This window comes from Methylobacterium soli (genome assembly GCF_008806385.1).
Classification (GTDB): Bacteria; Pseudomonadota; Alphaproteobacteria; order Rhizobiales; family Beijerinckiaceae; genus Methylobacterium; species Methylobacterium soli.
This window is the reverse complement of record NZ_VZZK01000017.1, coordinates 83,601-96,548: the sequence shown is the minus strand read 5'-3', so window position 1 is coordinate 96,548 and position 12,948 is coordinate 83,601. Positions and strand designations below refer to the sequence as shown.

General features: G+C 66.1%; 14 protein-coding genes and 2 pseudogenes. 3 read left to right on the top strand and 13 right to left on the bottom strand.

Annotated features, from left to right (window positions below; all coding sequences use genetic code 11):
- Window positions 1-70: 70 nt before the first annotated feature.
- A pseudogene (locus F6X53_RS17080) lies at window positions 71-564 on the top strand (NAD(P)H-dependent oxidoreductase); the annotation flags it as partial.
- A gap of 536 nt (window positions 565-1,100) precedes the next feature.
- Here F6X53_RS17080 and F6X53_RS17075 read toward each other — a convergent pair.
- The 10 genes from F6X53_RS17075 to F6X53_RS33705 form a co-directional block, all read right to left on the bottom strand.
- Entirely contained in the window at window positions 1,101-1,340 is a 240-nt protein-coding gene (locus tag F6X53_RS17075) for a hypothetical protein (RefSeq protein WP_151001398.1), read from the bottom strand.
- Between the two features lie 229 nt (window positions 1,341-1,569).
- Window positions 1,570-2,121 carry an SRPBCC domain-containing protein gene (locus tag F6X53_RS17070; protein WP_191970871.1) on the bottom strand — a complete coding sequence of 184 codons (552 nt, stop codon included), beginning with the start codon at window positions 2,119-2,121 and terminating at the stop codon, window positions 1,570-1,572.
- Between the two features lie 351 nt (window positions 2,122-2,472).
- Window positions 2,473-2,853, bottom strand: coding sequence for a hypothetical protein (locus tag F6X53_RS17065; RefSeq protein WP_342353998.1), 381 nt, complete (start codon window positions 2,851-2,853; stop codon window positions 2,473-2,475).
- Between the two features lie 283 nt (window positions 2,854-3,136).
- Entirely contained in the window at window positions 3,137-3,514 is a 378-nt protein-coding gene (locus tag F6X53_RS17060; protein ID WP_151001396.1) for a hypothetical protein, read from the bottom strand.
- Between the two features lie 408 nt (window positions 3,515-3,922).
- A complete protein-coding gene (locus tag F6X53_RS17055; protein ID WP_151001395.1) occupies window positions 3,923-4,618 on the bottom strand; it encodes a hypothetical protein in 696 nt (231 codons plus the stop codon).
- 17 nt (window positions 4,619-4,635) lie between these two features.
- Window positions 4,636-5,103, bottom strand: a complete 468-nt coding sequence (locus F6X53_RS17050) for a hypothetical protein (protein WP_238296054.1) — start codon at window positions 5,101-5,103, stop codon at window positions 4,636-4,638.
- A 14-nt stretch (window positions 5,104-5,117) separates the two neighbouring features.
- The gene (locus F6X53_RS17045) at window positions 5,118-5,603 is read right to left on the bottom strand and encodes a hypothetical protein (RefSeq protein ID WP_151001394.1); all 486 of its coding nucleotides are present in this window, start codon (window positions 5,601-5,603) and stop codon (window positions 5,118-5,120) included.
- 86 nt (window positions 5,604-5,689) lie between these two features.
- Window positions 5,690-6,151 (bottom strand): hypothetical protein, encoded by a 462-nt coding sequence (locus F6X53_RS17040; RefSeq protein WP_151001393.1) that lies wholly within the window; start codon window positions 6,149-6,151, stop codon window positions 5,690-5,692.
- A gap of 127 nt (window positions 6,152-6,278) precedes the next feature.
- Window positions 6,279-7,010 (bottom strand): hypothetical protein, encoded by a 732-nt coding sequence (locus tag F6X53_RS17035; protein WP_244965585.1) that lies wholly within the window; start codon window positions 7,008-7,010, stop codon window positions 6,279-6,281.
- 33 nt (window positions 7,011-7,043) lie between these two features.
- Window positions 7,044-7,166 (bottom strand): hypothetical protein, encoded by a 123-nt coding sequence (locus tag F6X53_RS33705; protein ID WP_280526037.1) that lies wholly within the window; start codon window positions 7,164-7,166, stop codon window positions 7,044-7,046.
- Here F6X53_RS33705 and F6X53_RS17030 point away from each other — a divergent pair.
- Window positions 7,125-7,607: pseudogene (locus tag F6X53_RS17030) on the top strand (transposase); the annotation flags it as partial. The gene F6X53_RS33705 and the pseudogene F6X53_RS17030 overlap by 42 nt on opposite strands.
- Before the next feature lie 109 nt (window positions 7,608-7,716).
- Here F6X53_RS17030 and F6X53_RS17025 read toward each other — a convergent pair.
- Both F6X53_RS17025 and F6X53_RS34015 read right to left on the bottom strand, forming a co-directional pair.
- Window positions 7,717-9,039 carry a site-specific integrase gene (locus F6X53_RS17025; RefSeq protein ID WP_151001392.1) on the bottom strand — a complete coding sequence of 441 codons (1,323 nt, stop codon included), beginning with the start codon at window positions 9,037-9,039 and terminating at the stop codon, window positions 7,717-7,719.
- Between the two features lie 341 nt (window positions 9,040-9,380).
- Window positions 9,381-9,524 carry a YjiS-like domain-containing protein gene (locus F6X53_RS34015; protein WP_151001391.1) on the bottom strand — a complete coding sequence of 48 codons (144 nt, stop codon included), beginning with the start codon at window positions 9,522-9,524 and terminating at the stop codon, window positions 9,381-9,383.
- A gap of 176 nt (window positions 9,525-9,700) precedes the next feature.
- Here F6X53_RS34015 and F6X53_RS17015 point away from each other — a divergent pair, with 176 nt between their 5' ends.
- The gene (locus tag F6X53_RS17015) at window positions 9,701-11,689 is read left to right on the top strand and encodes an adenylate/guanylate cyclase domain-containing protein (RefSeq protein ID WP_151001390.1); all 1,989 of its coding nucleotides are present in this window, start codon (window positions 9,701-9,703) and stop codon (window positions 11,687-11,689) included.
- Between the two features lie 191 nt (window positions 11,690-11,880).
- On the opposite strand, the gene F6X53_RS17010 is transcribed toward F6X53_RS17015, so the two are convergent.
- Window positions 11,881-12,516: a L,D-transpeptidase gene (locus tag F6X53_RS17010; protein ID WP_151001427.1), complete on the bottom strand. Its 636-nt coding sequence runs from the start codon at window positions 12,514-12,516 to the stop codon at window positions 11,881-11,883.
- Window positions 12,517-12,948: the final 432 nt, after the last annotated feature.

The window sequence follows — 12,948 nt, the reverse complement described above, 5'->3', positions numbered from 1 at the left end:
CGTTGAGCGGTCTCCAAGCCGCGCCTAGGTCGGCCCCGAGCCGGCCTTTGGGCTGGCACGCGCCCGCGTGCCCACCGCCGACCACCCGAGGGCGCAGGAGCTCAGGTCCCGGTCGATCTGGTCGGAGGGGCAGGTCTGGGTTTCGCCCGAGAGGCACGCAACCTGACGAGCGTGATGAAGAGCCAGATCGACTGGCTGCCTCTGAGCGAGGGCTCGGTGCGCCCGACGCAGGGACGCACCCTGGCCGTCATGCAGGTCTCGGGCGGCTCGCAGTCCCTCAACGCAGTGAACTCGCTCCGTGTGCTCGGGCGCTGGATGCGGATGATTACCATTCCGAACCAGTCCTCGGTTCCGATGGCCTACAAGGAGTTCGACGAGGCCGGCCGCATGAAGCCGGGGCCGCTCTACGACCGGGTCGTGGACGTCTGTGAGGAGCTGATGAAGTTCACCCTGCTGACCCGCGAGCGGGCCGGCTACCTCGTCGACCGGTACAGCGAGCGCAAGGAGCGCGAGCCCGACCGCCTCAAGGCAGTGGCCGCCGACATCGGGTTCGTCAAGCGGTAGATCCAAAAAGCTAAGGTCACGAACGATCAGCGGCCAACTGGCTGCCGGAACGCTCCTTTCCCCTTTACGTCCGTTGCCGCGTCGGAAGCCGACCTCCAGGCGGGTGAGGTTGAAGGACGGCTCATGGCGCATTGCTGCCACTCAGAGGCGGGCTGATCATCGACGAACCAGGGCACAAAGTTCGGTCTTTCACACTGGGGCTGAGCTACAGGTCGTTGGTGGCCATGAAGGCCGCATGTGGCCGGTAGGATTGGGTTGAGCGTGCTGAAGTTTCAAACACTTGGCTCCGGGCAATTTTGCCCGAATAGCCAGATGTGGGGACGCGGGGGAGTTGCACGCAGGGTCGTGTTCCGGGGTTGCTGGGATCGAGCAGGGCAAGGGCAGCGGATGAAGCGTCGGGTGCCCTTGCGGTGGGCAGTGGGATGAGTTCGTTGCTGGCCATGGTGCAGCCCTGACATGCGACCGCGGTGGTGCGGTCAGGTCAGGGTTCCCGCTCATGCGTCCAATCCGAATAGGAATGAGCCAGCGGAAAGGGCTCAGCGGGACTTCAGACGAAGGTCGGTGTCGTCGTGCCGGCGGATCGCGCCGTCGTCCATTTCGGCACGGAGGTGCGGAGGCTGGCGGCGTACGGGCAGATCGTGGCTGGCGCGCGTCGGCGGCGTGAGGGTTGTCCGCATCGTGCTGGGATGGCCGAAGTCGGCGTAGTCGTCGACGGCGGCAGGTGCGTTGGGATGGCTGCAAGTCAGGCGTCCGCGTGCGTCGAAGCGCCGTTGCAACGGCAGCTTGAGCGGCGTGGTTGGCGGGTGGCAAGATCGGACTGGCGGCGCAGGCTCAGTCGCAGGGGCGCCGCTGTTGTAAGCGGGAGCCGACCGCCTCTGCTGGCAATGAAGCAGGCTGATCGGGTAAAATTAGGAAGCCGTACGAATGAACGCCCGCATGCTCCTCAGCCCGATTACGCGAGATGCGCATCCAGGCGGCGAACAAAGCCGCCGGGATGGGCGTGCTTCAGGCCGTCGCCCCGGATAGGACGCTGTCCTGCTCGACGAGCTGCGTGAGCCGCTCGGTTGCGTCGAGCCAGAACGTGTGCAGATCGACGCAGCTCGTGTAGTGCCACAGCGTCGCGTGGTGATAGCTCAATTCGAGCTTGAAATTGGTAGAAACCGGCCGGTCCTCTACCCGACGTTTCCTGAGTGTCAGGTGCAGGTAAACCGGATGCTCGTTCCGCATGCCTCGCACCGCCGAGGTGAAGCACTGAGCTTCAAGAGCCTTGTATGGCCAGTGCGTTTGGACGTCCACGATGTACTCGACGCATACGTCGCTGTCCGTTTGGCTCTTTGTGCTCCAGACGGTCCTCCCCTGTGGTTCGAAGGAGTAGGAGACCAGTTCCTGACTGGGGGCTACAATCCAGCGCTTGAACGTCTCCGGATCAGTCCAGGCACGGTAGATCTCATTCCTGCGAGCCCGAACGATCCGCTCGATCGTGAACGCGATGCGGGGCTCGGCTATCATGTACCCCTCTTCCTCATACGGCGGCAAAGGTGGCATCGTTTCCGTCATGATTTTACTCCGGATTTCTCGAGTCTTGCTAGCTACATGAAGTATTAGCGTGATTATTCTGAATTTATGACCACCCATAATCGCTGCCTACCCGTAGTATATATTCATGAGGTGCTGCTGCGCGCACGCTTCTGAGTGCTGATTCTGCGATTTGGGCTACTCACGGGTTCGAACGCTCGAGCTGCGTTCAATGAGGCGCAGAGCTAGTTTTGCGCACTTGTGGCGTGATCCGGGATGGGGGTTGTCGAAGTGCCAGTCTCAGCTTGAGTTCGAGGGATGCGCGTCTGAGAACGCGGAGGCGACTGATTGCCAGGGCCAATGAAGCGTCGGTGGCAGAGCTCGCTAGCCCGATTAGGCTGCGGCGGGCGTACGCCTCTCCGGTGCCGGCTTCCCGTTCGTTGGTCGGCCCTGGAGTGGTGCGTCGCCAGTGAAGCGAGCTTCGCCGCGGCCTGGGCTGTGCTTGACCAGCACGTTGCTGAGCTCGGTCAGCGTCCCCGGCAGCAACTCCGTGACGAAGCGGGCGGCCAGGGTGAGATCGCGGGAGAGCGGGCCAAACAGGTCGAAGGCCAGCGGCCGCGACGACAGCAGGTTGGTGTTGAGGCGGCCGATGTCGTAGGCCGCGCGGGGCTCGCGACAGGCCAGGGCGCGGGTGACCACCGGTACGATGTCAGGATGAAGAAAGTTCGCGCCGAGGGCACCGGCCGCAGCCAAGATGCGCGACCCGCGTTCGATTATCCCGGGGCCGAAGATGCCGGACGGCAGCTGCCGGAAGGCGGGGCGAAGGCGGAGCCGAGACCCGTTTACGGGGCATTGCTGACCGCCTCGAAAACGCCTCCTGGCGCTCTCACCACACTGTCGAGGTGACGGCCAGGCCGGGCCTTCGCGCGAGGACGACAGGCATGGGCGTAGAGGTCAGCGGTGGACAGGCAGAGCCACGTGGGTGTCTCGATGCCCCGGACGAAGGCGGACGATGGCTGGATCTGACGGTCACCCTGTGCCGTCGACGAGAAGTAGCTCAGTTGATCAGACAGAAGCCCGCCCCGGAGCCGACCAGACGCCCCGGCGGGCACCAGGGCTCGGCCTTAGCGACCTTCTCGGCCGTGGCGGTCCCTGGCGCTGCCCCGGCCACTTCTGTGCTCTCTGGCGGCGGTAGTGAGACGTAGCTCGCGCTGCCGGCAGGAACCGGCCGATCCAGACGATTCGACAGGTTGTTGCTCAGGATGCCGTCCGGGCGGGAGCGGGTGTGCGGAGCAACGTAGGTGCCGCGTGAGGTGACGTAGCCGCGCACGGACACCGAGCCGCCCCATCCACCGCCGCGGCCGCGTGCGGCGGCCTCAAGGCCGCTGCCGGCGAGCGCCAAAGCCGCAGCACCGATCAGCAGCAGGGTCCGCATGTCTCGTCTCCGTTCCATGGGGCTCACCCTGCCTGAAACCCCTTAACTCCGAGCGACTGGAATGCCTCGCAATCTACCGGCAGCCGCCGATGTGTAGTTAATCGGCGCTAAAGGGTCGATGTGCCGGGTCGGGTGGTCCGCCTGGCGGCTCGTCCACTAGTGCGGAAGACTGGGCTGTCGGGCTGGGTTGAGAGCTACGGTAGTGTGACTGAGGCGGCGTCGGGGGCTGGCGCCGTGGGCCGCGTATGGCTCCTACCCTGCCGCTGAGGGGCAAGGCCTCCTCGTTGTGCCGGCCCCGGGGGAATGTGTTTCTGGAGGATGTAGCTGGCGGGCCGCACGGTGTGCAGTCGCCACGTCAAGGGACCTGCGCAGCGAGGGCGTCACGTAGCCCCACTCCGTCAGATCAGCTCAGGCTTCGGCGGAGCCATCCTGTGGCATGCGCCACACCGGCACGCGGTTCGGGTCGAGCCGTGCGCGCCGCTCATCCATGAACCGCTTGAACGAGGACGCCGTCGATAAGACCGCGTCGCCGATCGCCAGCCGTAGCCGCCTCTGGCCTGCCTCGTCGCTGTCGTCAGTCTCTCGCAGCAGGCCCTGCACGCGGTGGAGGTCGACCGTGCTTCCCGCGACCAGCGTGGCGGCGTCTGCGTGATGGTCGATGGCGTCGGACTGGCACCAAAGCCAGAGCAGGTGCTCCGCGCTCGCCAGCTGCGCGGGCACGCCGAACCATGTGCGGGTGATCGCCTCCGCCAGCAGTCCCGCCTCGGTCGCGCAGGCATAGGGCCGCAGCGTTAGGCTGATGGGCCGTTGGCACAGGTGTGGGTCGATGTGGGTCGCGAACCGGGCCCGCATCGCCTGCACGAGCTCCGCGGCGCGATCGTCTCCGTCCGCGTCGAGGTTTGCGACGATCTCGATCGCGCGCACGAACCGCGCCTGCTCGTGCAGCGCCAGGGCGATGCGCCCGACCACGGCGTAGGCGAGCCTGGCCGCGCCGAGGCGCCCGACAATGTCGCGGAAGATTGCCGGCAGCATCGCCGGTGTCGGATTGTCTGGGTCGGTGACGTCGACCAGCAGCGCCTCGATGTCGGCCGAGCTGCCGCCCATGCCGCGTCTCCTTTCCGTCAGGCGAGGGTGCGGTAGTGCGCGTCCGAGCGCACCGCGTAGCACTCGGCAGCAAGGCCGAACCGCAGCACGAGTTCGGCGATGGTCTCCGGCTTCTGCAGGCGCCGGTCAGCGTAGAGGGTGAACAGCGCCGGCCCGCGCATGTAGACCACCCGCCCGCGCGGGAATGCCTCGTACTCGTTGCCCGCGATGGCCGGTGGTAGTCCGCGGCGGCGCAGTGTCGTGGCGCCGAGCCTGCGCCACGCCTCCCAAACCTCGTAGTGCCCGTGCGGGTGGGTGAGGCAGTCGCCGTAGGCTTCGGCCTCCGCCAGGGGCGTGCGGTCCGTGACCAGCACCATGCGCCCGCCCTCCGGCACGCCCCAGAAGATGCCGACGCTTGGTCCAGGTGTCTCGCTGGTTGGGGTCTCGCCGGTATGGGTCTCGAGACCTGGAACGGCGGTGTCGGTGCCAGTGGTGGTCGTGCTCATGGTGCTCGCCCCCGTCAGAACGCGAACTTCCAGTCGACCCGCCGTACGGGTACACCCGCGTCGGCGAGCGTCGCCGAGCACATCACGACGATATCCTGCCGCACCGCTTTCGCGCCGGCCCGTACCGGGTTCGGCTTGACCAGGAAGCACAGGCCAGCGGCCTTCCACATCCGCTGGCTGGCCGGCTTGTCGTATGTCATGAGCGTCACGTTCGTCAGGCGCAGCGCGTAGCCGTAGGCGTTCTCCATGTCGGGCGTCTGGGCGGTGAATAGCGCCAGCACCGTCTTCGGGGCAGCCCTGCCGTCGCCATAGCCCGTGACGAAGCTGATCTCGCCCTTGCCGTCGTCGACGAAGCGGAAGTCGTGGTTGCAGGGGGTGGGCCGACCGTCGAGCTTGAGTTCGAGGCAGCCGCCGGACTTGGTCTCGTCAACCGGCGGGTTCGCCTGGGCCGGGTGGATGGCTAACAGCAATAAGCCAAGCGGCAGCATCGCGCGCATCATGGGGGTGATCCGTCAGGGAGGTGAGGGGAGGAAGGAACAAAGGGGTGTCCGGGCGCACCGAGGTACCCGGAAGACGTCGAGCGCGGTCAGCGGCGGGTCAGCGCGCCGTCGAAGGCGCAGGACGTCCCATGGAAGTCGCCGCAGCCCTGTTCCTCCATCCGCGCGCGTTTGCGGTCCGGACCGAAACGCAGGGTGAGGGTGCAGGCCTCCTCTGACCCGCTCTCCTTGCGGGTCAGCACCAGGGACCCCTGGCCGCTGGGTTTGGCCAAACCGCGCAGCTCGCCGGTGCACTCGTTCGGGACGGCGGTGCCGGCGACAACGAAGTGCGCGCCGCTCCCGTCACCGAGGTCGAACACCTGCAGGTCGAGCCGGCCGTCGCCGCGGCCCTGGTAGCGCCCCTCGAATGGCGAGTCGGCGTGGGCAGGCGCCGCGGCGAGGAGGAACGTGAGCAGCGCGCCGAGCCGTAGCGCAATCGCGGCGGGGTGTGCCTGCCCCCGGAGGCGCGGCGTGGAGCGGCTCGGGGCGGGGTAAGGGACCGGGCTGGACATGACGAAGGGGTCTCACGGACGCTCCGGCGGAGCCGAGGAGAGGTATTCCCGTTGCCCCTCCGCGAATTTACCACCGGACGCAGATTTCTACTGCGGCCGGCGGTCGCGCCCCTCCGGGCCGGTGCTGTCAGGCTGCGTCGGGCGTCGGGTCGGCGACCGCGCCGGCTAGGCGGCGGAAGGCGCTGGACGTGCGTCCCCCTGGCCGGCCGACCGCGTAGACCCGCAGTCCGTGCCGGCCGCGCAACTCGTCGGTTACCGCCCGCAGGGCGCCGTCGCGCTGGTCGGCGTCGAAGCCAAACACCACGAGGCGCGGCTCGGGGTCGACCCGCAACGTCCGCGCACCAGAGGCGACCTCCGCCACGAGCGGGTCGCGCGCTGGCAGTGCCTCGGCGTCGAGGCCGTGGGCGGTCCGTACCGCGCGGCGCAGGGCGTCGAGCCGCACGAGGTCGCGGCACAGCGCCGGGTAGCCCGCAGCCAGCCGCTCCGCCTGCGCCGTTAGGCTCGCCCGGTAGCGGGCGACCTGCTCGACGATCGCCGGGGTGGTCTTTGAACGAAGCCCCGGGTTTGCGGCGAGCTTGGCCTCGTGGAACACCAGCCACGCCTCGTCCGGCTCGCCCCGCTCCTCCAAGCTAGCTACGTCCAGCCGATCCTGGCGGGTGTGGGCCGGGGTTGCATGGGGCTCGGCCTCCGGGGTGAGGAGCGCGGCGTCCGCCTCCGCCCCGTCCGGCTCGGCGGCGACGGTTGCGGACGGGGCACCGGTGAGCGCGATCTCGACATCGACGACGTTGGGGTTGGCCTGCACCAGCGCGTGCACCCCGGTCTTCTCCAGCCCGCAAAGTGCCGCGGCCGCCCGCTTCATCTCGGCCAACGTCTCGGGCCCCTCGTAACGTGTCTACTCCGCTGTGCCGGGGTCGAGGTCGAAGCCGCCGTCCGTACCGAGCCGGGTCAGCGCCTGGCGCTGGCGCATTAGGACGCGTTCCAGGTCACCGACTTTGCGGTCGACTGGGAGCGCCACCGCGTGCGCTGCTCCGAGGAGCACGAGAGCACGAGGTGGGGCACGTACAGGGACAAGGCGACCGGACGTCCGTTCATCCGCGCGGGCTTCAGACCCGCCGTCTGTCGCGCGTGCTCCGTCAAGCCGCGCTGCACCCGGGCGGCGAGCCGCCGACTCGGCCTGCATCCGCGCGCCGAGCACGAGGCGCTGGCGGCTTCGCGGCAGCGGCAGGAGAGCGCGGAGGGCCGACAGCTCTACGGGCAGCGACAAGGCATTGAGGGGACGATCGCGCAAAGCGAACGCAGCTTCGGCCTGCGTCAGGCGCGCTACCGCGGGCTGGCCAAAATGACCTTCCAGGGCGTGGCCACGGCCGCTGCCCTCAATCTGGTTCGTCTCGCCGCCTGGCTCTCGCTGCGTGCGCTGGCACCCACGCGCACCTCACGCTTCAAAGCCCTCACGGCCTACATGGTCTGCACGGCCTACATGGTCTGCACGGCCTACATGGTCTGCACTGCGAGTTGCTGCGCTGCTCCTTCGGGATGCAAACTCATGCCCGCTGATAGCGACGTGCCTACCGTGAGGCGGTGAGCGAGGTTGCGATCAGGTTCGAGACGTGTTCCGCCGCAGCGCGTGCTGGGTCGCGCGCGATGTGAGCGTATCGCTGTGTCGTCTTGGGGTCGCGGTGCCCTAGGATTGCGCCAAGCAACAGCAGACTGTTCCCTGAGGACGCTCCGACGCTCGCGAAGGAATGGCGCAGGTCGTGCAGGCGCACGTCGGGCAGGTCAGCACGAGCTCGCACGCGCTCCCAGACCTTCGACAGCCCAACGAAGTGCCGGCCCGCGATGTTGCCGGTAAATACGTACGGGTTGTGAGCGAACCTCGGCTGGGCCTCGATAAGGGTCAGTGCCGCGGTTCCGATCGGGATCGCCTTCGCGCCCGTCTTGCTCGTCGGCAGACGGAGATAGCCGTGCTCGCGATCGACGTGGGCCCACTCGAGTTGCAGCACCTCGGACTTGCGCGCGCCGGTGAGCAACAGCAGCCGTATGGCGCCAGTCGCCGACGGACTCTCGGCTTGCGTCGGTGTCCGCGGGGAGGGGCCGCGCCGGCCGGCCTCAACCCAGGCGGCCAGATCGGCTGCATGCTGTCCCCACGCCTCGTCGCAGGCCGCGAGCGCCTGCCCCAATCGTAGGAGCTCTTGGCCGGAAAGGAAGCGCTCGTTGCGGCCGTCCTTGAAGCGCTGAACGCCTCGCACCGGGTTGTCCGGACGCAGCCGCTTGCGCACCGCGAACGCGAAGACGCCGCCGAGGAGCCCGACCGTCCGCGTGGCCGCGCCCCGGCCGCCTTCGACGATGGCGCGGCCGCGCCTGCCCGTCTTAACGTCGAGGGCGGTCTTACCCGTCGCAACGTCGTGCAGAAATGCGTCGATATGGTCGGTCGTTACCTCTCGCACCCGCTTGCGCCCGAGAAGCGGCTTAATGTGGCGCTCGATACGGCTTGCGTCCGTTAGGAGCGTCGAGGCCTTCTTCGGCTCGTCGAACTTCGTAAGGATCTGGCCCGCACGGGCCGCCGCGAGGTAGAGGTCGCACAGCTCGGCCATAGTCAGATCGGCATTCGCCTGCACCTGCTTGACCTCCTGCGGGTCGACCCCGTTGCGCGCCTGCGCGAGAAGGCGAAGCGCTTCGTTGCGTGCGGTGTCGGGCGTCCAGGGTGAGCCGTGTTTGCCAATCGTATGCCAGCGCTGCCGACCGCGGAACAGATATTTCAGCGCGTAGCTCTTGGTGCCGTCGGCATTTACCCTCAGCCCGAAGCCCTTCAGCTCCGTGTCCCATAGGGTGTAGCGGCTCTCGCGCGACTTGGCTGCCTTGACAATCTGGAGGGTCAACCTGCCGACCACGTCACTCTCCGGGCTACAACGGGGCTACAGCGTTGCAGGATACCAACGGCGTGTCTTGTCGGAAAGCGGTGCGTTAAGCATTTGATTTTCAATGATAGTGACGGTGTGTAGTAGCTAGTGTCAATGTCTACCATCGCCCTCCGAAGGCAAAGGTCACACGTTCGAATCGTGTCGGGTGCGCCATCTCCAAGCCTCCGGAAGGCTTGGTGTCCGGCTGGTTCACAATCCTCTGCAAGATCCCTGGTCAGGTCGGTCTGTCGCGCTGCTGTCGCAAGCGAAGCGCGGCTGAGGTTCGAGTCGTGAGGGCCGTCTTTCATGGGCGCCCGGTTCGTCAGCCCGGGTCAGAGCGAATGGCGACGGCGGGGGACTTGGTACGGCTCCAGTCCAATGTCTTCCAGGCTCCGACAGTCAAGGGTTTGCAACTCTCGACAAATTCGTTGATCTCGCCACCAAATCTGCAAAAAGCAGATGATCGATTTCAACATTGAGGCCTCCTCAAGCTGTTCGACTGCTCAGAGGTGACAGTCTGGTCGGGATAAATCTGTGCTGAACGGCACGGCCTTACGCCGATGGAGGGCTGCTCCGCCGAGCAATCCTCTATGCTAGAATTCGCCACGGTGAGGAGCGTGGGCAGCCATCGAAGGCCGCTCAGGAGGGGGCCATGAACAAAGTCGGCGCAGAACGTCGTCTGGCGGCCATCATGGTTGCCGATATCGTGGGCTACAGTCGCCTCATGGGTCTTGACGAGGCAGGCACGCTTCGTCGCCTGAAAGCGCTCCGCCGAGAGGTGGTCGATCCCAGCATCGCTGCCGCTCACGGACGGATCGTCAAAACCATGGGAGATGGGCTCCTCGTGGAGTTCCCGAGCCCGCTTCGGGCGGTTACCTGCGCCGTGCGGATCCAGCGTGCCATGCTGAGTCGGGACAAAGGCCTGCCTGAGGATCGTGTGTTCCGCCTACGCTTCGGCATCAATGTCGGGGACGTCGTCGCGGAGCCTGATGGCGACTTGTACGGAGATGGCGTCAACGTCGCGGCCCGCCTTGAACCGCTGGCTGAACCGGGAGGATTGTGCGTTTCTCGCTCGGTGCACGATCAAGTGCGAGACAAGCTGCCCTATCGCTTCGAGGATCTGGGCAAGCGGGAGCTGAAAAACATCGCTCGGCCGATTGGCGTGTTTGGCCTCACGGCTGCGGCCGTGGCGAGCCTGCCCGAACAGCCCGCCGAGGAAGAGCTGGAGGACGCTGGCGGTGGCACGCCGGCTGTGCGAGGGGCCTCGCCCGCTCGCCCACTTGTCTCGAAGCGCCTCCTCTTCACCGCCAGCGTCGCGGCCGTCCTCGTGACAGGAGGGCTCGGCTTATGGTCGTGGTCAACGCATCGGGCTTCGGAGGCGGCAACCACCGCCGCCGCGCAGGCGAGCAACCTCCCGAAGACGGTCCCGGGATTGTCGCTCGTGGTATTGCCCTTCGCCAATCTCAGCAACGACCCCGAGCAGGACTTCTTCGCCGATGGGCTTACGGAGGACCTGACCACGGACCTGTCGCATCTGACAGGCAGCTTCGTCATCGCCCGGAACACGGCCTTCACCTACAAGGGCAAGGCGGTCGACGTGAAACAGGTCGGCAAGGATCTCGGTGTCCGCTACGTCCTTGAGGGGAGCGTCCGGCGCACGGGCGAGCGGGTCATCCTGAACGCACAGTTGATCTCGGCCGAGACAGGGGCCCACATCTGGGCAGATCGTTTCGAAGGAGACCGGAGCCGACTGGGTGAGCTGCAGGTGGAGTTTGTTGCCCGCCTCGCCCGCTCGCTCGACGTTCAGCTCACCCAGGCCGAGAGTCTGCGGGCCCTCCGGGAACGGCCCGACAATCCGACCGCTGCCGATCTCGCCATGCGCGGATGGGCGATCCTGAATCGGCCTCGGACGAAGGCGAGCGTCAATGAGGCGGTCTCCATCTTCGAACGGGCGCTCGCACTCGATTCCGAAGCGCCCCAAGCTCTCATCGGTCTGTCCAGGGCGCTGATCATCAGGGCCGGGGCGAGGTGGAGCGAAGATCAGCAATCAGACATCATGCGATCCGATCGAAATATCTCAAAGGTGCTGTCGACAAACAGTGAAAATGCAACGGCTCGCTCGATCAAGGGGGATGTGCTGCGCGTCAGGCACAAATTCGAAGACGCATTCCACATGCAGCAGGGCGCGATCGAGGCCGATAGGAATCTGGCGATCGCTTACGCACAGGCCGGGCTGGTGAATATTCTTTCGGGGCATGCTGCGGAGGCTCCCCCCTACATTGCCAAGGCGATGCGCCTCAGCCCACGCGATCCATCGACGAATATATGGAAATACTACATGTGCCACTCTTACACGCATCAGGCCAAATGGAGGGAGACGGTCGAGTGGTGCAATCGCTCGGTCGCCGATGGTCCGTATTGGCAGGCCATGATCGATCTTGCCGCCGCTCATGCATGGTTGGGGAATGAGGAATCTGCGCGCAATTCCGTGGCCCGGCTGCTGGAGTTGATGCCCGGCTACACAGTCCAGAAATGGGCGAATGCGGGCTGGTCCGAAGATCCTACTTTTCTTGCCGAATACCAGCGCATCGTCGAGGGCTTGCGCAAGGCTGGTCTTCCGGAAGGAGAAGCGCAGCGTTAAGGGGAGGATACCACCGGGCAGGGCGCTGTCACGAGCGCCCACGGAAACTGAATTCAAGGCCCAACCACCTCCAGGCCCGGCAAGCCGCCGGCGCGCGTAGGGCTGCCCCCGGGCGGGGGCACATCCTGAAGGCTTCCCGCTCACCAAGTCCGTGTCCCGGACTTCGCCCCCGGGTCCTCAAGGGTGGGCCGCTACTCGAAATCGTCATCCTCCCGGCCGTAGCCATAGGGGGGATAGAATGGCTCACGAGAGGATGGACGCATCGGCATGCGGGTAGCGTAGCCCTCGCCGGGCTCCAGCGGCATTCCCGTGGGTATAGCGCGGCCATATTCATGCCCGGGCCGGTGGCTCCTGGCCCCGAAGCCTCGGCCAAACCGGGCTGCCACGAGTGGCTCACGTCCGCTGATCGAAATCCGAGTGTTGCCTGGCCCTTCCGCCCTGATGATGCTGAACAGGGCTGCGGCATGGGAAGGAGACAGGCGAACGCAGCCGTGCGACGCGGCCCGGCCGAGTTGCCTTGCGTGATGGGTGCCGTGAATCGCGTGCCCGACCGACGTGAAGAACACCGCGTGCGGCATCGGCGCATTGTCGTACCTGCGTGAGAAGTAGACGCGCTCCATCCGCAGGGCCCTAAAGGATCCGTTCGGGGTCCGATGCCCCGGCAAGCCGGTCGAGACGGGCCAATCGTAGAGAGGCTGTCCATCAACCGCGACCGACATGCGCTGATGGCTCTGGTCGATCCGTATTCGCACATCGGCCAATGCAGGAAGCGAGACCAGCGTTGGTACGAGGAGGGCTGACAGGACGACGGCTGGACGGAAGCACATCGGGAATCCTTGAGAACCCAGGCCGCGGAGCTTCTTCACAAGCTACGCTGTCGAGAGGCTCAGGTTCCTGCGGGATCAGGCCTTCGTTCCCACGCGCACCATCATGGGCCGCGCCGGGCAACCAAGACCGATCAGGCCAGACCTGGCGGCCACAGAGCGGTCAGCACCCGGAGCTTGGCCGGATCGAGCGCTGTCCCCCGAAAGCCAAGGTCCCATGTTCGCACCGTGTCGGGCGGGCCATTCCGGTTCAGATGCCGGAATGCGGGACAATTCGCGCACCGGTACGCAACACAAGGCGCCAAACCGAACGTTGCAGAGGGTCATGCGCCGGGTTGTCGCGCACGCGCGCCGTGGCTGCCTTGAATGCCATGCTGGTATGAATGCAGTATTTGCGAAACAAATCTGTCCAATATACAAACATAAACAAAATCG